This is a genomic window from Roseomonas sp. CAU 1739 (assembly GCF_039839775.1).
In the GTDB taxonomy this organism is placed as follows: Bacteria; Pseudomonadota; Alphaproteobacteria; order Acetobacterales; family Acetobacteraceae; genus Neoroseomonas.
In genome coordinates this window covers 168,127-192,806 of record NZ_JBDOQQ010000014.1, presented here as the reverse complement: position 1 = coordinate 192,806, position 24,680 = coordinate 168,127, and the positions used below count along the sequence as shown (strand labels likewise).

17 protein-coding genes and 3 pseudogenes are annotated in these 24,680 nt (G+C 70.4%); 5 read left to right on the top strand and 15 right to left on the bottom strand.

Features of this window, described 5'->3' with window-relative positions:
- Both AAFN86_RS21325 and AAFN86_RS21320 read left to right on the top strand, forming a co-directional pair.
- Positions 1 to 108 (top strand): annotated as a pseudogene (locus tag AAFN86_RS21325) (IS630 family transposase); the annotation flags it as partial.
- 69 nt (positions 109 to 177) lie between these two features.
- A pseudogene (locus AAFN86_RS21320) lies at positions 178 to 1,096 on the top strand (IS256 family transposase).
- 148 nt (positions 1,097 to 1,244) lie between these two features.
- Here AAFN86_RS21320 and AAFN86_RS21315 read toward each other — a convergent pair.
- From AAFN86_RS21315 to AAFN86_RS21290, 6 genes are read right to left on the bottom strand one after another with little or no spacing between them, the layout of a single operon-like run.
- Positions 1,245 to 3,269 carry an acetyl/propionyl/methylcrotonyl-CoA carboxylase subunit alpha gene (locus AAFN86_RS21315; protein WP_347545569.1) on the bottom strand — a complete coding sequence of 675 codons (2,025 nt, stop codon included), beginning with the start codon at positions 3,267 to 3,269 and terminating at the stop codon, positions 1,245 to 1,247.
- A gap of 8 nt (positions 3,270 to 3,277) precedes the next feature.
- Positions 3,278 to 4,885 (bottom strand): carboxyl transferase domain-containing protein, encoded by a 1,608-nt coding sequence (locus tag AAFN86_RS21310; protein WP_347545568.1) that lies wholly within the window; start codon positions 4,883 to 4,885, stop codon positions 3,278 to 3,280.
- Between the two features lie 14 nt (positions 4,886 to 4,899).
- Entirely contained in the window at positions 4,900 to 6,141 is a 1,242-nt protein-coding gene (locus AAFN86_RS21305; protein WP_347545567.1) for a CaiB/BaiF CoA-transferase family protein, read from the bottom strand.
- A gap of 9 nt (positions 6,142 to 6,150) precedes the next feature.
- On the bottom strand, positions 6,151 to 7,116 hold the full coding sequence (locus tag AAFN86_RS21300; RefSeq protein ID WP_347545566.1) for a tripartite tricarboxylate transporter substrate binding protein: 966 nt from the start codon (positions 7,114 to 7,116) through the stop codon (positions 6,151 to 6,153).
- Between the two features lie 34 nt (positions 7,117 to 7,150).
- Positions 7,151 to 8,308 carry a MaoC family dehydratase N-terminal domain-containing protein gene (locus tag AAFN86_RS21295; protein WP_347545565.1) on the bottom strand — a complete coding sequence of 386 codons (1,158 nt, stop codon included), beginning with the start codon at positions 8,306 to 8,308 and terminating at the stop codon, positions 7,151 to 7,153.
- 19 nt (positions 8,309 to 8,327) lie between these two features.
- Positions 8,328 to 9,890, bottom strand: coding sequence for an AMP-binding protein (locus AAFN86_RS21290; RefSeq protein WP_347545564.1), 1,563 nt, complete (start codon positions 9,888 to 9,890; stop codon positions 8,328 to 8,330).
- A gap of 86 nt (positions 9,891 to 9,976) precedes the next feature.
- On the opposite strand from AAFN86_RS21290, the gene AAFN86_RS21285 reads away from it, so the two are divergent.
- Positions 9,977 to 10,849 carry a helix-turn-helix domain-containing protein gene (locus AAFN86_RS21285; RefSeq protein WP_347545563.1) on the top strand — a complete coding sequence of 291 codons (873 nt, stop codon included), beginning with the start codon at positions 9,977 to 9,979 and terminating at the stop codon, positions 10,847 to 10,849.
- 117 nt (positions 10,850 to 10,966) lie between these two features.
- On the opposite strand, the gene AAFN86_RS21280 is transcribed toward AAFN86_RS21285, so the two are convergent.
- From AAFN86_RS21280 to AAFN86_RS21260, 5 genes and pseudogenes are all read right to left on the bottom strand, one after another.
- On the bottom strand, positions 10,967 to 11,101 hold the full coding sequence (locus AAFN86_RS21280; protein WP_347545562.1) for a hypothetical protein: 135 nt from the start codon (positions 11,099 to 11,101) through the stop codon (positions 10,967 to 10,969).
- A 58-nt stretch (positions 11,102 to 11,159) separates the two neighbouring features.
- Positions 11,160 to 11,597, bottom strand: a pseudogene (locus AAFN86_RS21275) (helix-turn-helix domain-containing protein); the annotation flags it as partial.
- Positions 11,598 to 11,997: 400 nt separating this feature from the next.
- On the bottom strand, positions 11,998 to 14,481 hold the full coding sequence (locus AAFN86_RS21270) for a hypothetical protein (protein ID WP_347545561.1): 2,484 nt from the start codon (positions 14,479 to 14,481) through the stop codon (positions 11,998 to 12,000).
- 5 nt (positions 14,482 to 14,486) lie between these two features.
- Positions 14,487 to 15,047, bottom strand: coding sequence for a hypothetical protein (locus AAFN86_RS21265; RefSeq protein ID WP_347545560.1), 561 nt, complete (start codon positions 15,045 to 15,047; stop codon positions 14,487 to 14,489).
- Positions 15,048 to 15,420: 373 nt separating this feature from the next.
- Positions 15,421 to 17,943, bottom strand: a complete 2,523-nt coding sequence (locus tag AAFN86_RS21260) for a glycosyltransferase (RefSeq protein WP_347545559.1) — start codon at positions 17,941 to 17,943, stop codon at positions 15,421 to 15,423.
- 277 nt (positions 17,944 to 18,220) lie between these two features.
- Between AAFN86_RS21260 and AAFN86_RS21255 the strand changes: the two genes are divergently transcribed.
- Positions 18,221 to 19,057 carry a hypothetical protein gene (locus AAFN86_RS21255; RefSeq protein ID WP_347545558.1) on the top strand — a complete coding sequence of 279 codons (837 nt, stop codon included), beginning with the start codon at positions 18,221 to 18,223 and terminating at the stop codon, positions 19,055 to 19,057.
- Between the two features lie 10 nt (positions 19,058 to 19,067).
- Positions 19,068 to 20,444, top strand: coding sequence for a hypothetical protein (locus tag AAFN86_RS21250; protein WP_347545557.1), 1,377 nt, complete (start codon positions 19,068 to 19,070; stop codon positions 20,442 to 20,444).
- 384 nt (positions 20,445 to 20,828) lie between these two features.
- Here the strand turns inward: AAFN86_RS21250 and AAFN86_RS21245 are convergent, their stop codons facing one another.
- The 4 genes from AAFN86_RS21245 to prfB form a co-directional block, all read right to left on the bottom strand.
- Positions 20,829 to 21,557, bottom strand: a complete 729-nt coding sequence (locus AAFN86_RS21245; protein WP_347545556.1) for a hypothetical protein — start codon at positions 21,555 to 21,557, stop codon at positions 20,829 to 20,831.
- Positions 21,554 to 22,357 (bottom strand): hypothetical protein, encoded by an 804-nt coding sequence (locus AAFN86_RS21240; protein WP_347545555.1) that lies wholly within the window; start codon positions 22,355 to 22,357, stop codon positions 21,554 to 21,556. The genes AAFN86_RS21245 and AAFN86_RS21240 overlap by 4 nt, the downstream gene beginning before the upstream one ends.
- A 181-nt stretch (positions 22,358 to 22,538) precedes the next feature.
- Positions 22,539 to 23,543 (bottom strand): glycosyltransferase 61 family protein, encoded by a 1,005-nt coding sequence (locus AAFN86_RS21235; RefSeq protein ID WP_347545554.1) that lies wholly within the window; start codon positions 23,541 to 23,543, stop codon positions 22,539 to 22,541.
- Positions 23,540 to 24,671 (bottom strand): peptide chain release factor 2 gene (gene prfB, locus AAFN86_RS21230; RefSeq protein WP_347545553.1). Its coding sequence is split into 2 segments (ribosomal slippage): positions 23,540 to 24,601 and positions 24,603 to 24,671, totalling 1,131 coding nucleotides; the frame shifts between segments, so codons are not numbered across the junction. The genes AAFN86_RS21235 and prfB overlap by 4 nt, the downstream gene beginning before the upstream one ends.
- Positions 24,672 to 24,680 lie beyond the last annotated feature (9 nt).

The following is a 24,680-nucleotide window of genomic DNA, read 5'->3' as shown; positions in this document are numbered from 1 at the left end:
GAGCGAACCATCGAAGGGCTTTGGTCTTCCATCGGCAGATTGATCGACGCCTTCAATCTAACCGAATGCACCAATTTCTTCCGCAACGCCGGCTATCGATCAAGTTGATCGAAAAACGCTCTAGAAGTCGGCGGCCTGCCCGGTGCCGCCCATGGCGAGCGCAGCCCGGACCGACTGGTGCAGCGCAACGGCTACCGGGAGCGGGACTGGCAGACGCGCGCCGGCACGGTCGAGCTGCGCATCCCGAACTGCGGCGCGGCTTCTACTTCCCCTGCTTTCTCGAGCCCCGTCGGACCGCCGAGAAGGCGCTCGTGGCGGTGATCCAGGAGGCCTACGTGCACAGGGTCTCGACCCGTGCGGTGGACGACCTGGTGCAGGCCATGGGCACGTCGGGCATCAGCAAGAGCCAGGTCAGCCGGCTCTGCGCCGAACTGGACGAACGGGTCCGCGCCTTCCTCTCCCGCCCGATCGAGGGCGAATGGCCCTATCTCTGGCTCGATGCCACTATGTCCGTGCCCGTCAGGCCGGGCGGATCGTCTCCCTGGCCGCCACCATCGCGGTCGGCGTCAACAGCGACGGCCGGCGGGAGGTGCTCGGCATGGCGACCGGCGCCGGCGAGGCGGAGACCTTCTGGACCGATTTCTTGCGCGCGCTGGCGCGGCGGAGCCTGCGTGGCGTGAAGCTGGTCATCGCCGATGCCCATGAGGCGCTGAAGGCCGCGGTGCGGCGCGTGCACTTCATGCGCAACGCCCTGGCCCATACCGGCAAGGGCCACCGCCGCCTCGTCTCGGCGCGGATCGGCACCGCCTTCGCCGAGGCCGACGCCGAAGGGGCGAAGCGGCAATGGCGCAACGTCGCCGACCAACTCCGCCCCAGGGTGCCCAAGCTCGCCGCTCTGATGGACCAGGCCGAGGAGGACGTGCTGGCGTTCATGACGTTCCCCAGGGAGCACCGCGCCAAGATCCACAGCACCAACCCGCTGGAGCGCGTCAACTGCGAGATCAAGCGCCGCACCGATGTCGTCGGCATCTTTCCCAACGCGGCCGCCGTCAGCCGCCTCGTCGGCGCCATTCTCCTCGAGCAGAACGACGAATGAGCCGTCCACCGCCGCTACATGAGCCTCGAGACGCTCGCCCCCATCAGCGATGTTTCCAACGTCAGCCTGCCCGCCGTGGCAAACTGACCGCGGCTCTTACCCGCTCAGGAGACCAGCCCGCTCCTACACCACGTCACGGGACACGACCTCAACCTGCAGCATTGATGGTCACAAAGGTGACCAGTTCGCTTCCTTCTTCGACCATCTCGCCGACGGCATGGATGACCTGCGCGATGATACCGTCCATTGGCGCGCGCAGCGTCAGTTCCATCTTCATCGCCTCGATCACCAGCAGCGGCGCGTTCTTCCGCACGCTGTCGCCGGGCGCCACGAGAATACGCGTGACCCGCGCGGGGATCGGCGCCGTGACGCGATCTCCGCCGGCAGCCTCAACACGCGGCGGCGCCAGGGGATCCACCTGGACCAGCGCGTGGTTGCGGCCGCCGATGATGACGGCGAGTTCGGTGCCCCGACGCGTCACGGTCAGCCGCCGCGACACGCCATCGATCGCCAGCAGCAGGCCGTCGGCATCCTCGACAAGGCTGGCCGTGACCGGCCCGCCCGGCAGGTCCAGGCGGAAGGCGCCATCGGGCAGCGGGTGCGTCCGCAGCGTGATGTCGACGCCGTCGCCGCGGCGGAAATGCAGGTCCTGGTAGCCGTCGCCGTTCATGCGCCAGGCATCCACGGCGGCCCAGGGTGACCACGGATCGCCGGTTGCACGCGCCGCCGCCTGGATCGCCATGTCCTGCTCGCGCACAGCGGCAAGTGCCGCAGCGGCGAGCACGACGAGGTCATCGGTCGAATTCGGTGACGCCACGGCCGGCAGCAGGCTCTCGCCATGCCGCGCGATGAAGCCCGTATCGAGATCGGCGGACCGAAATGCGGGGTGCGTTGCGATGGCACGCAACAGGCCGAGATTCGTCTCCACCCCGACGACCTCGTATTCCGTGAGCGCAGCCGCCAAGCGTCGCACGGCAGTCGGACGGTCCTCACCCCAGACGATCAGCTTGGCGATCATCGGGTCGTAGTGCGGCGTGATGGCATCGCCCGCCCGCACGCCGGTGTCCACGCGGACCTGGCCCGGGACCTGGCGCGGCTGGCGCAGATGCGCAAGCCGACCCGTCGAGGGCAGGAAGTCGCGTGCAGGGTCCTCGGCGTAGATGCGCGCCTCGATGGCGTGGCCGCGGATCGCAAGGTGTTCCGGCGGCACGGGCAGCCGCTCGCCGGCGGCGACGCGAAGCTGCCACTCCACCAGGTCGAGGCCCGTAACCATCTCCGTCACGGGATGCTCGACCTGCAGGCGGGTGTTCATCTCCATGAAGTAGAAGGCGTCGCCTTCCGCGATGAATTCGACCGTGCCCGCACCGACATAACCGACCGCGCGCGCAGCCGCGACGGCGGCACCGCCCATCGCCTGGCGGCGGGCCGGGTCCATCCCCGGTGCCGGCGCTTCCTCCAGCACCTTCTGGTGGCGGCGCTGGATCGAGCAGTCGCGCTCGAACAGCGAGACAGTATTGCCCTGCGTGTCGGCGAAGACCTGGATCTCGATGTGCCGCGGGCGCGTCAGGTATTTCTCGATCAGCACGCGGTCATCGCCGAAGGAGGCGAGTGCTTCCCGCTGCGCACCCTCCAGCGCGTCCAGGAAATCGTCGGGCCTATCGACGACGCGCATGCCCTTGCCGCCGCCGCCCGCGCTCGCCTTGATCAGCACGGGATAGCCGATGCGTTGCGCAGCCGACGTCAGGGTCGCGAGGTCCTGCGCCACGCCGTGATAGCCCGGGACCAGCGGCACGCCGGAGCGTTCCATCAGGGCCTTGGATTCAGCCTTGGACCCCATGGCGCGGATCGCCGCCACGGGCGGACCGATGAAGACAATGCCGGCCGCCGCGCAGGCCTCGGCGAAACCGGCATTCTCCGACAGGAAGCCGTAGCCGGGGTGGATCGCCTCCGCCCCCGCGCGGCGGGCGACCTCGACGATCGTCGGGATGGACAGGTAGCTCTCCCGCGCAGGGGCCGGGCCGATCGGCCAGGCCTCGTCGGCAAGGCGCGTGTGCCGCGCGCCGGCATCGGCCTCGGAATAGACGGCGACGGTCGCGACGCCGAGCCGCTTCGCGGTGGCGATGACGCGGCAGGCGATCTCGCCGCGATTGGCGATCAGGATCTTGCGGAACATCGCGCGCCTCACATCCGGAACAGGCCGAAGCGCGTCTGCGCCACCGGCGCATTGAACGCAGCGGACAGGCCGAGCGCGAGCACACGCCTGGTATCGGCCGGGTCGATCACACCGTCATCCCACAGCCGCGCGCTGGAGTAATAGGGGTGGCCCTGCAACTCGTATTGCTCGCGGATCGGCGCCTTGAATGCCTCCTCCTCCGCCGCCGGCCAGGTGCCGCCGCGCGCCTCCATGCCGTCGCGGCGGATGGTGGCGAGCACCGAGGCCGCCTGTTCCCCGCCCATCACGCTGATGCGCGCGTTGGGCCACATCCAGAGGAAGCGCGGCGAATAGGCGCGGCCGCACATGCCGTAATTCCCCGCGCCGAAACTGCCGCCGATGATGACGGTGAATTTCGGCACGGCGGCGGTGGCGACCGCGGTGACCAACTTGGCCCCATCCTTGGCGATGCCGCCGGCCTCATACTTCTTGCCCACCATGAACCCCGTGATGTTCTGCAGGAACACCAGCGGGATGCCGCGCTGGGTGCAGAGCTCGATGAAATGCGCACCCTTCTGCGCGCTCTCCGAGAACAGGATGCCATTGTTCGCGATGATGCCGACGGGATAGCCCCAGATGCGCGCGAAGCCGCAGAGCAGGGTCGCGCCGTAGAGACGCTTGAACTCGTCGAAGGCGCTGTCGTCCACGATGCGCGCGATCACCTCCCGCACGTCGTAGGGCGTGCGCAGGTCCGTCGGAACCACGCCGTAGAGTTCCTCGGTCGCGTAGCGCGGCGGCACCGGCGCGCGCAGTTCCACCGGCGGGCGCTTCACGCTGTTGAGGCTTGCCACCACCTGGCGGGCGATGCCGAGCGCATGGGCGTCGTTCTCCGCGTAGTGGTCGGTGACGCCGGAGGTGCGGCTGTGCAGGTCCGCCCCGCCCAGTTCCTCGGCAGTGACGATCTCGCCTGTCGCGGCCTTCACCAGCGGCGGGCCGGCGAGGAAGATCGTGCCCTGGTTGCGCACGATGATGCTCTCATCCGACATGGCAGGCACATAGGCGCCGCCGGCGGTGCACGACCCCATCACCACCGCGACCTGCGCGATGCCCTGCGCAGACATGTTGGCCTGGTTGAAGAAGATGCGGCCGAAATGGTCGCGGCCGGGGAAGACCTCATCCTGGTTCGGCAGGTTGGCGCCGCCGGAATCGACCAGGTAGATGCAGGGCAATTGGTTCTGCTGCGCTATCTCCTGCGCGCGCAGATGCTTCTGCACCGTGATGGGATAGTAGGTGCCGCCCTTCACCGTGGCGTCGTTGGCCACGATCATGCATTCGCGGCCCGATACGCGGCCGATGCCGGTGATGATGCCGGCCGACGGTACCTCCCCGCCATACATGCCGTGCGCGGCGAGCTGGCCGATCTCGAGGAAGGGGGAGACCGGATCGATCAGCGCGCGGATACGGTCGCGCGGCAGCAGCTTGCCGCGGGACAGATGTCGCTCGCGCGCGACCTCCCCGCCGCCGAGGCGCACGCGGTCGGCGGTGTCGCGCAGGTCGCGGACCAGGGCGCGCATCGCCTCGGCATTGGCGCGGCTTTCGGCGGATCGGAGGTCCAGGGCGGATTCGATCATCGGCATGACAGGACCCTCGTTCAGGAAGCCGGGCGGGCGGCACTGAGCGTAGCGTCGATGACGCCCGATCGCCGCAGTTCCTCGATCCGTTCCTCGGACAGGCCGAGTTCGCGGCGCAGCACCTCCGCCGTGTGCTGCCCGAGCACCGGCGGCGGTTCGAGCGGGGCCTGCCGCTCACCGGGAAACTTGATCGGGCGGCCGAGCACGCGCAACGGGCCAGCGGCGGGATGATCGACCGTCACCACCATCTCGCGCGCCTGCGCGTGGGGGTGGGACAACGCGGCATTCACGCCGAGCACTGGCGCGTGCGGGACGTCGTGCGCCTCCAGCAGCTCCTGCCACTCGGCGACTGTCCGCGTCGCGGTGATGGCAGAGATCCACGGCTCGATCTCGGCGCGGCGTTCACGGCGCAGCGCCATGGTCGTGAAGCGCGGATCCGTGCCCATCTCAGGGCGGCCGAGCGCGTTGCACAGCTTCGGCCAGAAGCCATCGGCGAGGCAGGCGATGATGATCGTGCCGTCTGATGCGGGGAAGCCGTCATACGGCACGACGGAAGGATGCGCTGAACCCATTGGCTGCGGATCCTGCCCGGTGAGGAACGCCAACTGGGAGAGGTAGCCGAGCAGCGACATGGTGCCGTCATAGAGGCTGACGTCGATCAGCCGCCCGCGCCCCGTCGCCGTTCGCTCATGCAGGGCGGACAGGATCGCGATGGCACCGAAGATGCCGCCCGACATGTCGCCGATCGGCAGGCCCAGCTTCACGGGCGCGCCGCCCGCCTGCCCGTTGACGCTGAGCACACCGGTCAGCGCCTGCGTCACGATGTCGAAGGACGGCTTGTCGCGCAGCGGCCCCGTCAGGCCGAAACCGCTGATGGCGCAATAGATCAGGCGCGGGTTCAGGGCCATCAGCACCTCGGCGCCAAGGCCGAGGCGATCCATCACGCCGGGGCGGAAATTCTCGATCAGCGCGTCGGCGGTGGCGACCAGCTGGCGCAGGATGTCTGCGCCCTCGGGCTTGCGCAGGTCGAGCACCAGGCTGCGCTTGCCGCGATTGAGCCCGACGAAGTAGTGGCTCTCGCCGCCGACGAAGGGCGCGAAGCCGCGCGTCTCGTCGCCCTTGCCGGGCGGTTCCACCTTCAGGATCTCGGCGCCGAGGTCGCCGAGGAACTGGGCGGCGAGCGGCCCCGCCAGCACGCGCGTCAGGTCGATGACGCGCAGGCCGGCGAGGGGGCCGCCCCAGTCTTGCGCAGGCTCGCTCATCGGCACGCCTCAGCTGGCCCGAAGGCCAAGGCTTTCGATGACCGGCTGCCACTTCGCGCGGTCGGCGCGCATCAGCGCGGTGAGGTCGGCGGGCGTGCCGCCCAGCGGTTCTGCGCCGCCGCTGATCACGCCGGCGCGCAGCGCGGGGTCGGCGAGTGCCGCGTTGGAAGCCTCGTTGAGCGTCCGCACGATCTCCGCCGGGGTGCCCTTGGGCGCATAGAAGGCGTTCCAGGCGGTCACCTCGGCATCCACGCCCTGTTCGCGAAAGGTCGGGACATCGGGCAGCGAGCCGGAACGGCTGCCGAGCGAGACGCCGATCGGGCGGATGCGGCTGCCCTGCAGCGCGCCGAGCGTGCTCGCGATGGTGTCCACCACGCCCTGCACGTCGCCGCGCAGCGCGCCCGTCAGCGCCTGGGCGCTGCCGTTGTAGGGCACCTGCTGGATCTCGACGCCGGCGGCGCGGCGCAGGATCTCGGCGGCGACGCGCGATGTCGTGCTCGGCACGCCGATCGACACCTGGCCCGGCCGCGCGCGGGCGGCGGCGACCAGGTCGGCGAGCGAGCGGATGCCGGAATCCTGCCCCGTGTAAAGGAGCATGCCGAGGCTGAGGATCGCGGCGATCGGCGCGAAGTCCGTGACCGGGTCGTAGCCCAGTGAGGCGAACATGAACTCGTTCGCCGCATGGGTGGCGTTGGTGCCCCACAGCAGGGTGTAGCCATCGGGCTCGGCGCGGGCAACGGCCGCCGAACCGATGTTGCCGCCGGCACCCGCGCGGTTCTCCACCACGAAGGGCTGGCCGAGGCGACGCTGGTAGAACTCCGCGAAGCGCCGCCCGAAGATGTCGGTGCCCTGCCCCGCGGGGTAGGGCACGACGATCCGGACCGGACGCGACGGCCAGGATTGCCCGAGCGCCGGCCGCGCCAGGGATCCGGCCGCCGCGGCCAGCGGCAGTGCGAGGATGTTTCTTCTTTTCATTGGGACGTTCCCTCCAGCGCTCTCGTCGTTGTGGTCAGCCGTTCCGCGAGGGCAGGGCGACGGTGCCGCCGCCAACGACGGACAACTCGCCATCCTGGTTGCGCGCCTCCTGCTCGATATCGATCAGGTGGCGGCCGTTCTCCACGCGCTTGCCGGTCACCTTGCCATCGATGAAGAGCAGGTCGCCCTCGGGGTTGTGGCGGCGCAGCTTGCTGGTCGCGCGGACCAGGAAGCCGTGGTCGCCCATCCAGTCCGTCATGTGGTGCGTCAGCCAGGAGCAACGCTCGGGGCCATAGTCATAGGCGCCGGGCGCGCCGACCATCAGCGCCATCTCCGGTTCCCAGTGCACGCGCTCGGGGCAGTCGGGGATGTTGAAGCGGTTGCGGATGCCGAGGCCTGGGTGCGCCTGCACCTGCTTCCAGGCGAGCCGGTTGGTGCGGATATAGAGCCCGCCCCAGCCCTGGGCATAGGCGATGAACCCGGTCACGGTCATCGGCCCCTTCGGCATGGTCGGCAGCGTATCGCCGACCTGAACGTCCTCGTAGTAGCGGGGGGTGTCGCCGCGCGGACGTTCCTCGGAATAGAGGCGCCAGATCTTGGCCAGTTCCTCATCCGTGTAGCGGCGCTGCGGCTTGGACTTCACGTCCTTGTACTTGGTGCCGGTCTCGCGCGCGGCGTCGCGGTCGGTGCGGAAGCACCAGCTTTCGGCATCCGCGACCTTGTCGCCGTTCTCGCCGTAGAAATCGACGTGATAGACCTGACGGATCGCGCGGCCTGCGAAAGTGGTTTCGTGCTCGACCAGCTCGGCCAGATGCGCCTCGGTGCGGATCGTCTCGTTGCGCTTCACCCAGCGGTGCCAGCGCCAGTCGGCGCCGGACCACATGGCGTGCACGCCGGGCAGGCCGCCGACATAGCCGGAGATGATTCGGCTGGTGGTGAACAGGAAGCTCGGCAGCGCGACGAGGCCGCCGAGCGTGCTCTTCCCCGCGTATTCGGGGTCGCACCACAGCGGGTTGTCGTCGCCGATGCCGTGCGCGTAGTGGCGGATGTTGTCGCGCGTGGCCTCGTAGCACCAGGGCTCGACGGTGTTCTCGATGCGCTTGCCGATGCGGGCGCGCAGGTCGTCCAGCGCCTGGTCGGTGATCTTGGGGAAGAGTCGGTTGGACGGCTCGGGCAGGTTGGTGTCGGGCATCGTGTTTCTCTCCTGTCGGTTATGCGGCGGCGGGCGAACGCGCGGCCTCGGCGTCGCGCAGCGCCTTGCGATTGATCTTGCCGGCCGGGGTCTTCGGAAGCTCGGCGACGAAGGCGACCTGGCGCGGGTATTCGTGTTGGCTCAGGCTGGCGCGCGTGTGGTCCTGCAGTTCGCGCGTGAAGGCCTCGTCGCCCGTGCGGTCGCTGACGATGAAGGCCTTGACCACCTGGCCGCGGACCGGGTCGGGCACGCCGATCGCCGCGGCCTCGCGCACATTCGGGTGCTTGAGCAGCACGTCCTCGATCTCGACCGCGCTCATTGTCCAGCCGGCCGAGATGATGACGTCGTCCGCGCGGCCGCCATGGTAGAAGTAGCCGTCCTCGTCGATGCGGCCGAGATCCTTGGTCGGCACCCATTCGCCGCGGCGCCAGACCTTGAGTTCCCCGCTCTCGCCGGGCGCGCAGGGCGAACCGTCCGCGCGCTGCACCTCGACCTTGAGGCCGGGCACCGCCTTGCCGAGCGAACCGGGCTTTACCGGGAAGTCCGTTGCGCCGGGATAGTTCACCAGCACGACGCCGACCTCGGTGGTGCCATACATGCTGCAGGCCGGCACGCCGAAGGTGGCGTCGATAAAGCGCAGCGTCTCGCCGTCGATCGGCTCGCCCGTGTAGGACAGCTTGCGGATCGCGAAGGCGAATTCCGAGGCGCGCCCGCTGGTGCGCATCATCCGGTAATGCGTGGCGGCGGCCGAAAGATTGGTGATGCCGTAGTCCTGCAGCGCGCGCATCAGCCGCACCGGATCAAACTTGCCGGCATAGGTCCCGGTGGTGACGCCGAGTGCGAGCGGCGCGAGCGTGCCATGCGCCAGCCCGTGCCCCCAGGCCGGGGATGACGGACAGAAGAACTCGTCGCCCGGACGGATGCCGGTGCCATAGAGCGCGGCCAGCATCAGCACCACCACTGAGCGGTGGGTGTGCTTCACCGCCGCGGGCAATTCGCGCGTGGTGCCGGAGGTGTACTGGAACAGCGCCATGTCGTCCCCGCGCGTCGCGACCTGCCAGGTCGTGGGCAGGTCCGCGAGGCCCGAGAGCCACGCCTCGTCCGCCACCACCACCTCGACGCCCGGGATTCCGGCGGCAGCCTCGGCCTTCTCGGCGCTGGTCAGCAGCACGCGCGGCATGCAGTCGGCCACGCGCAGCCGCACGCCCTCGGGTCCAAACAAAGTGAAGAGCGGCACGGCGATTGCGCCCCGCTTCATCGCCCCGAACATTGCCGAATAGAAGGGGAGCGACGGATCGAGCATCACCGCCACCCGGTCACCCGGGGCGACACCGCGCGCCGCGAGCCAGTGCGCGAAGCGGGATGACCAGTCGGCGATCGCGCGGAAGGTGATGGTCTCGTCACGGCCATTGGCATGGGCGACGCGCACGGCGAGGCGGCGGTCATCCGTCGCATGCCGATCGATGCATTCATGGGCAATGTTCAACGCGGCGCGGTCGCCGTCGAAGAAGTCCCACAGCCGCTCCGGCGAGAAATTCGCCTGGGCGAAGCCGTACTCCGTGCTGTCCGTCAGTTTTGTCATCGAGCGTTTCCCCGGGGGCTGTCGCCGCCTGGTCGAAGGTTATTCGCGCATCGGAGTGTGTTGTCAAATACGATTATATGTTGTATATGGACAACATGAATCATCCCAGAATCAAACCTTCCACCCTCCCGACGGCGCGTGATCAAGGAACTGCGATCCGTGAGGCCGATCCGACGGGGCATTCCGAACCTGCGACGGCGCGCGGCGCTGTCATCCGGCAAGTGCCTGCCGTCGCGCGGGCCGCGGCGATCCTGCGTCTTCTCTCCCGCAGCCAGGCGCCGCTCGGCGTGCATGCGATCGCGCGATCACTCGGCCTGGTACCAAGCACCTGTCTTCACATCTTGCGGGCCCTGACGGTGGAGGAACTCGTGTCCTTCGACCCGGAGACAAAGCGCTACGGACTGTCGAGCGGCATCGTCGCCCTGGCGCGTGGCATGCTGAGGCGTGATCCATTCAGCAACCTCGTCCAACCGATCCTGGACAGGCTCTCCAGCCGGCACAGCGTCACTGCGATCGGCATCGAGGTGGCAAGTCTCGAGCATATCGTTGTCGTCGCCATCTCACGACCCGGCCAGGCACTGCGCCTCCAGGCCGATGTGGGAAGCCGGTATCCGGCGCTGGTCAGTGCGAGCGGCAGGTGCATCGCGGCATTCGGCGGCTACAGCTGGAGCGAGATCGACAAGCGCTTCCGCACCGTACGGTGGGACAATCCCCCGACGCTCGCCGAATGGCGCGCGGACGTCGAAGCGACGCGGCTGACGGGCTACGCGGTGGACGAGGGGCGCTACATCGCTGGCGTGACCGTCATTACCGCGCCGGTGCTGCGGCGGGGCCGGATGTCGCACGGTCTCGTCGTGCTGGGCGTGAGCGAGCAGTTGCGTCGCATCGGGCATGTGCCGCTCGGCGAGGAACTCGCTTCCGAGGCAGCGGCCTTGTCCAGGCAGCTTGAAGATGCGTGACGTGCTTCGCATCGCGGGAGCTGCGGGACCTGAACGTCCGCGGCGGGACGAGGCAGTTTGGTGTTCAGCCCGCGCCGGCGCCGACGTGGCGCAATGCCGATATGGAATGCGGTGACGTCACATGACATGGGCGCTTCGCGAAGCGCTGGTGTCGATCACCGCGCCGAGCATGGCCGCATTCGCGACGTAGCAAGGCATCTCGCAGTCCTGTGCGACCCAGTTGGTTCGTCCCGCAGCGCTGACACCGGACATCGTCGAGGCGATCCTCGGTGGCGGCCATGCGCGACGGTCAGCACCGTGCATCTGAGCCCAGCCGTACGAAACCAAGTCGGCGTAGCAGCTTGCCGACCGTGCGCTCCGCCAGATGTACGCCAAAGCGTTGCGCGATCATCGCGGCAAGGTCGGCGCGCCGCCAACGCACCACGCCATGCTCGGCACGCTCAGGGCCGCGCACCACCAGCGCGGCAAAGGCGACCTCCTGCTCGGCCAACAGGCGGCGGGCCGGACCGCCGCGCCCAAGTCGGTCCGACAGCCCAGCCAGGCCCAGTTCATTGTAGCGATGCACCCAGTCGCGCAGCGTCTACCGGTCCGTGCCACACAGTCGCGCCGCATCGCCGCGGGCATGACCGTCCAGCACCAATGCGAGCGCCAACATCCGCCGCGCCGCCGCACCGTCGCCGCTGCGAGACGCCGCCGCCCGCAGCCCCGCTGCATCGTAATCCCCCCGCAGGATCGCCACCGCCAGCATCCGTCCGCCTCCATCACAGAAGACAGCGAATCACACGCTCCGTGACCAACGGAATCCCCTTTCCGAAGTCAGAGCTCTGGGCCGTTGGTATCAGTGGGTATGCCCCTGCAAACCACCCCACCAAAGGGCTACGGCCCTTTGGAATGCGGGTTCCTGGCGCTGCGCACGGGGGTATTCCCTCGCCGGGATGCGCGCGTCGGTCCCGGCGCCATCAGGATTGTGCCGACACGACGCCAGGGCGTAACCAACAGTCCAGCACGGCGCAACGTGACGGTTTCCAAAGGCCTCGGACCTTTGGTCGGGTGAGGTCCGGAGAGGGGCAATGCCCCGCTCCGCGGCACTGTCCGAGCGATGCGCGGCGCCCAAGCTGCGCCGCCGCCCCCGAAACCACGCCCCTGCCTCACCCGAATTCCGCCTGTTCCACCAGCAGCACCAGCTCCCGCCCTGTCCCCGGTTCCTTCACCCCGCCGGCGAAAGCGAGCGCGACGTCGTTCATCCCCGCCTGCAGCACCAGGTCGAGCACGATCTCCCCCGACTGCCGCAATCCGGCGCCCTCGATCTCGACCTGGGTGGGCGCGCCGCCATCCAGCGTCACGCGCAGGCCCTGGCGCGGCACCAGGCAGCGATAGCGCAGGGTCAGCCGGGCCGGCCCCGGCGAGTCGGTTTCCACCGCCAGCCGGGCATCGCGCGCCACCACCCAGCGCACGCCCGCCGGCACGCCGAGATCCGGGAAGGGCCCCTCGGACGGTCCGATACCCATGGACAGGTCCCAGCGCAGGCGCGGGCCGTCGGGGGGAGGCAAGGCGGGCGGGGCGGGCGGCGCCGGTTCGGGCTGCGGCCGGGCGGCGTCCACGGTGCCCAGGGGCCGCGTCGTGCCGGCCAGCGCCGTCGCCTCGGCCGACAGCAACGTCACCGCCTGGCCGGCCGCCTCTTCGGCCAGCAGATGCCACCCGACCTGATCGCCGGCCGCGCGCAGCAGGGCCGGCGGCAAGGTCGCAGTGCCGAGCCAAGTTCCATCGGCCTCCTGCGACAGCCGCAGCCGCGCCGCGGCGGCGCCCAGATGCAAGGTCACGACCGGGGCCGGCATCGGCGGTTCGCCGCGCAGCCGGAAGGCCAGGACGCAGGGCCGGTCCGACGCGGCCGCCAGGTTTCCCGCCACGCCGGCCGCCAGGGGCCAGCCCCCCCCGGGCAGCGCCGATGTGCTTACCGCCAGCAGCGGGAATGCGGTGTCTTCCCCGGCCGCTTCGCCAGGCGGCCCGGCAACGGGCCCAAGTTCCATGCCGCCCACCAGCACGCCAAGGTCGCGCGCATCGTTCTGCGGGCGGTATGTGTAGGGCAACCTCAGACGTAGATCGATGCGCGGCTTCGCACGCCCCGGTCCCGGGCCGCGCAGCGTCAGCCGCGCCCCGCGCCCCTCGCGCTGCCAGGTCAGCCGCACCGGCAATTCGGTGCCCTGCACTTCGGTGCGTTCAAGTTGCTCGACCCCGAAGAAGGACAGCAGCGTGATGTCGAGCTGCCAGGCTTCCTCGAATGGCCAGTCGAAGGCGATCGCCGGTTCCTGCATGGCCCAGCGCACGGTGCGCCCGTCCAGCGGTTCCGGCCGGTGCCAGCCGCCATCCAGTCGTGCGAGGTCGACCGCCATGCTGATCGGCCGTGCCACCAGGCTGGCCGCCGCCTTGTGGCGAACCCACAGGGCGGCGATCTGGTCGATCAGCGCCGACGCTCCATTCGCCGCGCGATACCGCACCCCCGCCGCCGCGGACAGTGTTCGCAGTTCGCCGATGCGCGGCAGCGCGGCCTGGAAGGCGTCGGCGATCGCCTCGGCGCTGTGCGTGGCATAGGCGATGTGGCCGGCGCCCCAGTGGCGCGCCTCATTCTCCAGCCAGGTGCCGGCCGGCACCACGACCGGCGTGCCGAGGCTGATCGTCTCCCACAACACGCCCGAGGATTTGCGCCGGTACAGCACGGGGTCATAGGGAAACAGCGCGATGCCGACGCCGCGCGCCAGGGCGAGGTAGTCGGCCGGCGCCAGCCGCCCACCCGCCAGGTCGAGCGCCGGCACGCTCGCGGGCAACGCCGCCAGCGCCTCGCTCGCCGCCTTGGCCGCGCCCCAGGCGGAATTGCCGTTCACATGCGCGACCAGCCGCCAGTCCGGATGCATCGCCGCGAGACGCGGGATCAGGTCCGGCAGCAGCGCGATGCCTTTGTCGATCCGCGCATCGCCGGCGAACAGCAGGGCGCGCTGGGGCGGGCTGGCCGGCGCCGAGCCGGGTTCGGGGCGGATCGGCAGCGGGTGCGCGGGGATCGGGCGGCGGAACAACGCGCTGAATTCCGTCGCATGCTGCAATCCGCTGGCGAACAGGTGGACCGGCGGGCCTTCCTCCAGCGCCGCGCGATCCGCCAGGCGGTAGAACAGCGCGCGCAGCCTGTCCTCCACCACCTCCTGCCCCGCCGCATCGACTGCCACGCCCGAGGGGAACATCAGGTGCAGCAGGAACAGCGGCGCCTCGAGCGGGTCGAAGCCCTTCATCCAGCCGATGTAGCCCGCCAGGTGGTTCTCGGTGGCGGTCGGTACCAGCACCGCATCGGCTGGACCGAATTCGGATCGCGGCAGCAAGGCGAGTTCGGCCTGCAGCAGGTCGTTGAAATGCCGCCAGTCATCCATCGCCCCGGTCACCGGGTCCTTGTGGAGTTCGGCGTAAGTGCTGGAGGTGAAGTGCGGCAGGATGCGCACGCCCTCGATCGTCGCGGCGGCGAAGCGGCGATGGGCGACGATGGTCACCGCCTCCCCCCGCGCCCGCGCTTCCCGCGCGATCGCCATGTCATAGGCCAGGTGATGCCCGGCTTCGCCTTCGAGGTTGGGGTCGAGGATGACGAGGGCCATGGGACCTATTCGGTAAGGGCGGCGACGAAGGCACCGAGGGCAGGGCTGCGGGCGAGCGGATAGCGCGCGAGATGGGACAGCACGGCGGCGATGGCAGCCTGCGTCGCCGCCGCCCCGCGCGCTGAGAGCAGCATCTCGGCGGCAACGCCCAGCGCGGTGTCGAGGTCCTGCACCATCAGCGCCGCGCTCACCCGGCGCTGTCCCGCCGCGAGATCATAGGCCGCGTGGCGCACCGGGCTGCGGATCGACCGGGGGGCGAGCAGCGCGAGACTTGGCGAGGCGGCCGGGCGCGGCACGAACACCACCCGGCACAGTCGCGGGGTGGCGGGCGCCTCGATGGTGAAGGCCGCGCCGTCCTCGGCGACGGTGGCGAGGAAGGCGGCATCGGCCAGCGGAAGGAAGGCCTGAGGCAGGCCTTCGGGCGACAGCAGCCGCGCGGCGCCGGGCTCCGGCCAGCCCTCGGCAAGGATGGCCAGGCCACCGGCGCAAGGGGCGCGGAAGCCGGCGGCGACCATGCCGTCGCCGGGCTGCCAGGCGGCGGGCGGGAGAAGGAGTAGGTTGGTCATGGGGGCGGCGGGACGCGCATGGCCTCGGTGGCGCGGGAATCAGTGTGCGGCGCGGTGGGACCAGAGGGGGCCTTGCCCCCTCCGGACCACCCCCACCAAAGGCCGACGGGCCTTTGGAATGCGGTTTCCTGGTGCAGGGCGCGGATGGCCGACGCCGTGGCACATTCGGCTCGCCTGCGCGGCGGGCCCGCAAGGGCCATCGACCGACGCGTCCGCTTGGCGCCGAAATGGCATTCGACGCTCGGCATCGCGCCACCTGCGGCACGGCCGGTCCCGACGCCGGCGCCTGGCGCCAGGTATCGGTTTCCAAAGGCCTTAAGCCTTTGGTGGGGTGGCCTGGAGGGGCAAAGCCTCTCCAGCATCGTCCCGCCTCTCACGCCCCAAGCGCCGCATACAGCGCCGCATGCCGCGCTGCGACATGCCGCCATTCCAGCGCCTCCGCTCGCGCCCTTGCGGCGCGCCCGAGCGCCTCCGCCCTCGCCGGGTCGGCGGCGAGGCCCAGCACCGCATCGGCCAGCGCCCGCGCATCGCGCGGCGGAGCGAGCAGCGCCGCCCCGGCGGTCATTTCCGCCACGCCGCCGACATCGGTGCTGACCACCGGCCTGCCGCAGGCCATCGCTTCCAGGATGGCATTGTTGGCGGTGGCATCCTGCAACGGCAGCAGCAGCGCGTCGGCATCGCGATAGGCCTGGCGCAGCGCCTCGTCGGTCAGCCCGGATTCCACGGTGACGCCAGGCGGGGCGCCGGCGGGCGGGGTTGGGGAGATGATGCGCAGGCTGGCGTCGAGCCCGGCGCGGCGGACCAGCGACAGCGCGGCGAAGGCGCTTGGGTGGTCGCGCAGCCAATGGCCGACGGCAAGCAGGCGGAATCCCGACCCGGCCGCACGCGGGCCCGGCGTGAAGAAGCCGGCATCGATGCCGTGCGGGATGACGTGGATGCGGGCGGCGTCGATGGCGGCGGGAATGGCGGCGCGTTGCGCCTCGCACAGCAGGATGATGGCGTCGAGCCGGCCGAGCAGCGGCCCATTGATCATCCTCGCCAGCAGGTCCGGCGGCTGGTGGAACGTGGCCGCCATGGCCGGCCGCCGGCCGCCCGCGAACAGCGTGGCGGGCAGGCGCGGCAGCAGCCACAGGGCGAGTTCGCCATCGACGGCGTGCACGACATCGGCCGCCATCGCGGCGCAGGCGGCGAGGAGTTCGGCCTCCGCGAGCCAGGCGTTGCCCTGTTGCCCAAAGGGTCCGGTGCCAAGCAGCCTGCCCCAGTCGCGATAGTCGTCCGCGCGGCCGCCCGCCAAGCTGGCGCCCAGGGGGGTGGCGCGGATCTCGGCGACGATGTCGTCCGGCAGATGGCGCAGAAACTGGTAGGGGCCGGAGCGCGCACCGTGATGCACATGGCGCGCATGCAGCGCCAGCAGCCGGGTCCCCCCCGGCGCGGCGGCCGATGCGGGGGCCTCGATGGTCGCCACGGCGGGCCCGCCTTCCTGGCGCAGCAGGATATTGGTCGGAAAACGCAGGAACGGTGCGCCGGGCCGGGCGGACACGCCGACCGGTGCATGGCTGAAGGCGTGCAACGCGCGCGCATGCGCGGCGGCGTTGGGCGCGGCCAGGTGCGGCGGCGGGGCGATGTTGTCGTACAATTCGGCAAGTTGGCCGCCGATCGCCTCCAGCGTGTTCTCCGCCTCGACCTGTGCGCGGGATGTCGCGCGCAGGCCGGCATCGCCATGGTGGCGGGCGACGAAGCGCAGCAACGCCTCGGCGAGGGCTTCGGCGCCCGCACTGGTGGCGACCACGCCGCTGGTCCCCTCGCGCACCATCTCGACGAGGCCACCGACCGGGGTGACGAGGCAGGGCGTGCCGCAGGCCAGCGCCTCGAGCGCGATGTTCGGGTAGTTGTCCTCCAGCGAAGGAATGCAGGCGAGGTCGGCCGCGCCGAGGATGTCGGCCAGCACGGCATCCTCGGTGACCTCCCCGAAGGCCAGCGTGGTCAGCCCTTCCCAGCCCGGCAGCGGCGACTTGCCGAAGCCGGCCAGCGCCACCCGCGCGCCGGGGGGCAGCGCAGCGGCCAGGCGGCCGTCGTCATGCAGCCGGCGCAGAGCCTCGATCAGGATGGCGCCACCCTTGCGACGTTCGCGGTTGTCATAGGCGCCCAGCACCAGCAGCAAATCGGCCGGGCCGATGCCGAAGGCGGCGCGCAGCGTGTCGCGGTCGGCACGGGGGGTGAAATCCGCCGTCTCGATCGGGTTCGGGATGACGGCGATGCGGCAATCGCGGAATATGGCACTTTCCGCCGCCCGCGCCGCCATCCAGCGCGACGGCGCGACGATCACCGGCCCCGGCTTGGACCAGGCTTCACGCTTCTCGGCGAATGCGTTGGGCACCAACGACCAGGCGTCGTGCAACTGCGGGCATTGCAGGCAGGCCGTGCGGTACTGGTCGCAGCCGGCCGGGTAATGGCACCCGCCGGTCATCGGCCACAGGTCATGCAGCGTCCAGACCACCGCCCGCCCGGCCATCAGCCACCGCCGCATCACCGCCGGCGGCACCGACCAGGAGGTCCAGTGCAGGTGCAGGATGTCGGCCGCGGCGACCAATGCCTGGTGGTCGAGCGCCAAGCCCGGATGGGCGATCGAGAACAGGGTGTTGGTGGCATCCGTGCTCGCCGTCTGCACCACACCCCATTGCACGCGGTCGCGCAGCACGATGGCCAGCGTGGCCTCGGCCGGGTCCTCGGGCGGGGTGGGATGCAGCACGACGTCGTCGGGCGCGGCAGACTTGCCATCGGCGAAGGCGAAGGCGGAGAGCAACCCGGCCTGACGCGCGGCGAGATGCGCGCGACGGCCTGCGCGGCCCGCGCCGCCCGTGGCACCCGTGCAGAGATGGACGACGGTCCTCGCCAAGCAGCCGCCCCGCTTTCCCCGATCCGGCGGGCGCTGACGCACCGCACAATCACGGAATATGCGGGATGCTCCCGCCCGCGCATACCCCTGGCTGCGGCCGGGAGCAGGCTCGCCCCGATGGCTTCCGCCGTGGCGCACGCCATGCGATCTTTCGGGTTTGTTGTTTCGGCATCGGCCAGCCTGTCCGGCTGCACGTCCCGCCATCCTGCGTGGGCCTTGGACGGGGAAGCCGGCCAGTGCCCGCCTCGCCATGCCTGCCACCTCGGGAGTAGTCGCGTTGAAGCTGCCGGACCACCTCGCCGCGCGGACCATCGTCACCATCGCAACGCAGCGCAGCGGCACCAAGGCCTTCGCGCAGTCGCTCAACGGCGGCGCGCTGGTGCGGTCGGCCTATGAGATCTTTCTGCCCAACAATCCGGTGTCGAGCCTGACGCGGGCCTGGGCCGCGCATCTCGGCGCCCATCCGGATTTCGGCTTCTCGCAGGATGAGATGACCGCCTTCCTCGACGACTACTTCATCCGGCTGCACGACACGATCGACCGCGACTGGCTGCACTTCGACGTCATGTACGACAATCTCGGCGTGCTCTCGACGCTGTGGACCTATCCGATCGGGCTGCCGTGGCGGAACTTCCTGATGGGCTACATGCGCGCCCGCGGCTTCCTGGTGCTGCACCTGGTGCGCGAGGACATCCTCGAATGCTTCGCCAGCAACATCATCGCCCAGACGCGCAACCTGTACCACACCGACAAGGACATCTCGGCGCGCGAGGAAGCGCCGATCGCGCTCGATCCCGAACGCGCGCTGCACTACGTCCTACCGGTCGCGCGCACGCGCGAACTGGTGCGCGAGGCGTTCCGCGGCAACAAGCGCTGCATCGAGCTGACCTATCCGCACTTCATCGCCGATGACCACGTCGCCCCGGATGCCGTGGCCAAGGTCGCGCAGGGGCTCGGCCTGGACGCCGAAGCCGCCGCGGGGCTGTTCGGGCCGATCCGCATGCGCCAGACCGCGCCCGACAAGCGCCGGTTGATCAGCAACTACGACGAGGTCGCGGCGCATATCGCCCCGGCTCTGGCCAGGCTCGCCGAACCGCGCGGATCGCGCTGGTAACACCGCGCGCATGAGCGACGACGACGCCTTCCAGGCCGCGCTGGCGGCCTTCAATCCGGGCGGCTGGCCGGTCCAGACCGTGACCGGCACCGATGCGGCACCCGCCCCGCGGGGCCCGGCGATCATCGTCATCCGCGGCGCCAACGACCCCGCCCATGACCGCACGAAGCGCCGCTTCACCGAGGTGGGCGTCATCGGCGGCACCGACCCGGCCTGGATCGGCGCGACCAAGCCACCGCCCACCCCGCCGGGCGAATCCGGCGCACTGATCGTGTCCTTTTTCACCCGCGCCACGCGCTACGAGGCCTATGCCGCGCGACTGCGCGCCAGCCTCGATCGCCAGGGCGTGGCGCATGAACTGGTCGGCCTGGACGTGCCCGGCAGTTGGGAAATGGTCTGTGCGTTCAAGGCCGAATTCATCCAGGACCAGTGGCGCAGGACCGACCGGCCGGTCATCTGGCTCGACGCCGATGCGACACTGGAAGCCCCGCCTGCGTTGCTGGCGGCTCCCGGGGCGGATTTCGCCATCAACAAGCACGGTGGATGGAAATTCTCCGCGGGCTCGATCCTGTTCGGCCGCAGCCAGGCCGCCGAGGCGCTGCTCGACCGCTGGGTGCTGCGCTGCCGGGCCGATCCGAAGATGTGGGACCAGAACCACCTGGATGCGGCCTGGGCGGATGTCTCGGCCACCATGCCGCTGGTCACGCGCTGGCTGCCGCCGTCATACAGCGCCATCTGGGACCACTACGACGCGGCGGCGTTCGGCCCGCCAGTGGTGTCGCAGCACCAGGCATCCCGCGCCGAGGCGCGCAGCGGCCGCAAACAGGAAGCCCCGCCGCCGCAACCCGAGGCGCTGCGCCGCGCCCGCCGCGCCAGCCGATGGCTGCGCGGTACCGGCAGCCAGTTCGGCGACGCGGCGCCGCTGAAGCCGGCAGGGTCGGTGCCCCCCGCGCTCGCCGCACGCCTGCGCGCGATTGCGCAGGACAGCCTTCCGCTGGTCGACATCGGCTGCGGCGGCAGCGGCATCGCCGCGGCCTTCTTACCCGGCGCCTATGTCGGCACCGATATCCGACCCGAAGCGATGGTCGCCGCGCGGACCGCCATGCCGGACCACGCCTGGCGCCTGCTGATGGAGGAATACCCCTATCCAACCGGCGGCTGCGTGCTGCTGCTCGATGTGCTGGCGCATGTGCCGGATGCCGCGCTGGCGGCGATCCTGGACCGCGCGGCGGCGGCGGCGCCTCGGCTGATCATCGTGGAACGCTTCGGTGGCGCCCAGCGGGAGGCGACGGCATTGGTCAGCGCCGCCGGCGCCGCCGGGTGGCTGCCGGACGCCCGCGAAGCGGCGGATGGCGGGCGTGAAATCCTGGTGTTCCGGCGCGGGTAGAACGACACGCCGCCTGCACGGCGCGCGACGACAGCGGGGGTCGCGGGCCGATTGGCGGCGGGATGCGATGGGTCCGGAGGGGCAACGCCCCATGGGCGCGAAGCTTGGGCGCCGTGGCGCCTCGAAGAGGGGCTTTGCCCCTCCCCGAACCTCACCCAACCAAAGGCTTAAGGCCTTTGAAAACCTCAACTTTGGCACTGAACGCCGTGGGTCGGTGTGCGGGCCGTAGTGCCATCCCCGGCACCGTTCCGGCCGCGCGCTGTCCCCCATGCACAGCGCCAAAATCCCGCGGTCCAGGAGCCCGTTGGCTCCTGGCGGGGTGGCTTGGAGGGGCAGCGCCCCTCCAACCTTCGGGCGTATCACGCAGCACGCCGTCCAGCCCGCCTACGCTTCCGCCACCCCATCATCGGCCGCCGGCCTGTCCAGCCGCCGCACCACCGTATCCAGCCGCCGCACGCGGTCGGCCACTTCCCGCAGGATCGGCCCGGCGACCTCGTCCAGTCCGGCGATGCGGGCGATGCGCGCGAACAGGTTGTCGATCATGTCCCCGCCCGGCTTGAACACGGTCATGCCGTCGAACAGTTCCGCGCTTCTGCCACGTGGCCCCTGCGGGTCCGACGGCCCGGCAAGACGCCGTTCCGTCTCGGCCAGCTTGGCAAGGTTCGCCAGCACGGTGCCGTTCAGCGCCACCGCCCGCTGCGTCGGCGTGCCGTGGTCGGCCAGCGTGTCGCAGGCGGACACCAGCCAGCGCAGCGACAATTCACGCAGCAGGAAGGCGCCTTCCTCCAGCCACAGACGCTGGTAGAGCGGCAGGAAATGCGCCACGGCAACACGCCGCCGTAGCGCCACGACAAAGCCGGCATGCAGCACGAGCAATTCGCTGCGCCCGGCGAATTCGCTGCGCAACTCGTTGACGTGGTCGAAGAAGTCGGGCCGGCGCCCGCCGAAGACCGGCCTGCGGCGCTCGCCGCGGGTGAAGGCATTGTCGATGCCGTCCACCGTCGCGTCGCGCAGCGCCGCAAAATCCATCCCGGCGGCGGCGTAGTCGCGCGGGTCCCGCTTCGCGGCCCGCACCGCCCCGCCGCGCCCTGCCCTGGTGGCGCCGTCGGTCACTCGGGTGCCGCGACGTCGCGCAGCGCTTCCGCGAGGCCGCTGCCGCCTTCCACCGCCCAGTTCGGCCGGCCGATCGAATCCAGCGTGCGCAGCACGAGGTCGCGATTGTCGAAGGCCGAGACCACGTCCCAGCGCCCCTGCTTGACCAGCCGGCTCGACATCTCGAGCGCGCCGACCGCGCCGGCATGCCGGGCCGCGTTGCGCAGCATGACCGCGTCGAGCAGGTCGATGTAGCTCAGCGGCAGGAACGGCTTGCCGGCGGCATCGAGGCCGGTCAGCACCTCCTGGTAGAACTGGCGGAAATTCTCCCGGGCCGACAGGAAGCGCCTGGGTTCGAAATGCAGCGGCGGTGGGTCGGCCTGCGGCGCCTGGCCCGCCGATGCCCACACCCCGGTGCGGTTGGCGGTGAGTTGCGAGGAATGCACGGCGAGGAAGTTCGGCCGGAACAGCACGATGCAGCGCCAGCCAGGATCGGCGATGATGCGCCGCCGCACCTCCGGCGCATGGTTCGGCAGCAGCTTGATGCCCAGGATCGGCGTGGCGCAGTCGCGTTCCAGCCGGTCGAGGAAGCCGAGCGGATCGGCGTCGCGCGCCGCCTTCGTCGCATCCTGCGCGGCGCTCGCGAGATGGACGCGGTTCGGGTTGAACGGCTCCGGGTGGAAAGTGACGCCGGGCAGCGAGCCCAGGCTGCTGGCGAGGTAGTTCGTCCCGGTCCTCGGGTAGCCGAGGATGGCAACGCGATGCTGCGGCAGGCGCACCACCGTCACGCCCCGCACCACGGGAGACGTGCAGCGCGGCACGATGACGCACCAGAACGCGCCGGTACATGCCCCCGCTGCCGGCAGGCGTTGCGGGCAAGACCCCCCCGGCCGCAGGTCCTACGCAGCGGGCTGCGTTGCGCGACAGGGCGCCGGCACGCGACCGTCCCGGCCGGGGCGCCGCGATGCCCGGCATCGGGCGCGGGACTCTCGGACAACCTCGTCATTGCCGCGGCGCAGCCTCCGTCGCCATCGTCATCTCGCGCAATACATCGAGCACCTGCGCCGGCCGCGACAGCCGGTAGCTGGCGACCCGGCCCTTGCCCCCGAGATGCTCGAGATCCAGCGAGACCAGGCGCTGGTCGAGCCCCTTGGCATGCGCGATCACCTGGTAGTTCGGGTTGATCCGCGGGCCCCGGCCGAAAATGACGATGCGCGCGCGCACGTCGCGGACCAGCAGCAGGCTGTGAAAGGCGGACCCCTCGAAGCCGGCGATCACCTCGGCCGCCTCCAGCGCGGCCAGTTGATCGGCGAGGCTCATCGTCTCGGGGTGCAGGATCGTCCAGCGGTCGGCAGCGAGTGCGGCCTCGACCTCGGCCTCGCCATCGACCCGCGCGAGCCTGGCGGGCAGGTCGCTGCGCGACAGCCAGACGCAATGGCCGGGCTGTGGTGTCCGGCAGGGGTGCGCGGCGAGCGCGGCCTCCTGCCATGCATGGAGGTACCGCCGCGTCACTAGCCCCTGCTCCGGCACCGCGAGGCGGGCGACGCGGACAGGGCGGTCGATCACGCGGTGCTCCCGCGCTCCAAGCCCGAGCAGGTCGAGGATATCGCGCTGCCAGGGCAGGAGACGTGAATGCGACACCGCGCGCTGCCACAGCACCGGCCCCGGCAGCGTGGCGAAGGCCCAGGCCCGCGACAGGCTTTCCAGCAGGAAATGACCGAAATGATCCCAGAGCTGGCCGCCATAGATGAAATCGCCGTCCCAATCCTCCTCGGCAGCGGCGAAGGGCGGGGGGTTGGCGGCGTGGCCACCGCGCCGGTGGATGGCCGCCGCCACCGGCAGGTCGTCCGGGCCGAAGGCGCCGATGCGGAACGGCAGCGGCGCGCCGGGCGCGGTTTCATGCACGAGCGGCACGAGGGTCGCCCGGTCGACATGGTGCACGAGAAGTTCGGCCGGTGCAGGCCAGCGCGGCGGTGGCGCCGCGCCGGCCGGCGGCACCCCGGTCATCGCGCCGCCGCACTCGCCTCGGACCGCGTCGCGCCGACGCGCTGGGCCAGCGCGGCGGCCATGAATTCGTCGAGGTCGCCATCCAGCACGGCGTCGGGGTTGCCCTTCTCCACGCTGGTGCGCAGGTCCTTCACCATCTGGTACGGCTGCAGGACGTAGGACCGGATCTGGTGGCCCCAGCCGATATCGGTCTTGCCGGCCTCGACTGCGTCCGAGATCGCCTCGCGCTTGCGCAGTTCCAGTTCGTACAGCCGCGCCTTCAGCATCTCCATCGCGATGGCGCGGTTGCGGTGCTGGCTGCGGTCCTGGGTGGAGGCGGCGACGATGCCGGTCGGGATATGGGTGAAGCGCACGCCCGATTCGGTCTTGTTGACGTGCTGCCCGCCGGCGCCTGAGGCGCGGAAGGTGTCGGTCTTGAGGTCGGCCGGGTTGACCTCGATCTCGATCTTGTCGTCGATGACAGGATAGACATAGACCGATGCGAAGGATGTCTGCCGCCGCGCGGCCGCGTCAAAGGGGCTGATGCGCACCAGCCGGTGCACGCCCGATTCCGTCTTGAGCCAGCCATAGGCGTTCGGCCCCGACACCTGCACGGTGGCGGACTTGATGCCGGCCTGCTCGCCTTCGGACTGTTCGGTCAGCGTCACCTTGTAGCCGCGGCGTTCCGCCCAGCGCATGTACATGCGCAGCAGCATCTGGGCCCAGTCCTGGGCCTCGGTGCCGCCGGCCCCGGCATTGACTTCAAGGTAGGCGTCGTTGGCGTCGGCCTCGCCGGATAGAAGGCTTTCGATCTCAAGCCGCTTGGCTTCCGTGGCGAAGCCTTCGAGGTCGGCCATGGCGGCCTTGATGGTGTCCTCGTCGCCTTCGGCCTCGGCCAGTTCGATCAGGCCGAGCGCATCGGCGACATCGCGCTCCAGCTTGCGCACGCCCTCGACCTGACCGGCCAACCGGCCACGCTCGCGCATCACGCGACCGGCCTCGGCGGCATCATTCCAGAGGGAGGGGTCCTCGACCCGAGCGTTCAGCTCCTCGAGGCGGCGGGTTGCGGCATCCCAGTCAAAGATGCCTCCTCAGCAGGGACACCGAAGCGGTGATCTGCTCGTTCAGGGATTCTGCTTCAGCGCGCATGATGCTGGG

Bases quoted from the DNA above. Each gene is read 5' to 3' on its own strand.
- AAFN86_RS21270 (WP_347545561.1), bottom strand. From the start codon at position 14,481: ATGGCCCTCGTCATCCTCGACCCCAACCTCGAAGGCGAAGCCGGGCAT.
- AAFN86_RS21305 (WP_347545567.1), bottom strand. From the start codon at position 6,141: ATGAGCGAGCCTGCGCAAGACTGGGGCGGCCCCCTCGCCGGCCTGCGC.
- AAFN86_RS21300 (WP_347545566.1), bottom strand. From the start codon at position 7,116: ATGAAAAGAAGAAACATCCTCGCACTGCCGCTGGCCGCGGCGGCCGGA.
- AAFN86_RS21265 (WP_347545560.1), bottom strand. From the start codon at position 15,047: ATGACCAACCTACTCCTTCTCCCGCCCGCCGCCTGGCAGCCCGGCGAC.
- AAFN86_RS21295 (WP_347545565.1), bottom strand. From the start codon at position 8,308: ATGCCCGACACCAACCTGCCCGAGCCGTCCAACCGACTCTTCCCCAAG.
- AAFN86_RS21290 (WP_347545564.1), bottom strand. From the start codon at position 9,890: ATGACAAAACTGACGGACAGCACGGAGTACGGCTTCGCCCAGGCGAAT.
- AAFN86_RS21285 (WP_347545563.1), top strand. From the start codon at position 9,977: ATGGACAACATGAATCATCCCAGAATCAAACCTTCCACCCTCCCGACG.
- AAFN86_RS21280 (WP_347545562.1), bottom strand. From the start codon at position 11,101: ATGTCCGGTGTCAGCGCTGCGGGACGAACCAACTGGGTCGCACAGGAC.
- AAFN86_RS21250 (WP_347545557.1), top strand. From the start codon at position 19,068: ATGAGCGACGACGACGCCTTCCAGGCCGCGCTGGCGGCCTTCAATCCG.
- AAFN86_RS21315 (WP_347545569.1), bottom strand. From the start codon at position 3,269: ATGTTCCGCAAGATCCTGATCGCCAATCGCGGCGAGATCGCCTGCCGC.
- AAFN86_RS21310 (WP_347545568.1), bottom strand. From the start codon at position 4,885: ATGCCGATGATCGAATCCGCCCTGGACCTCCGATCCGCCGAAAGCCGC.
- AAFN86_RS21235 (WP_347545554.1), bottom strand. From the start codon at position 23,543: ATGACCGGGGTGCCGCCGGCCGGCGCGGCGCCACCGCCGCGCTGGCCT.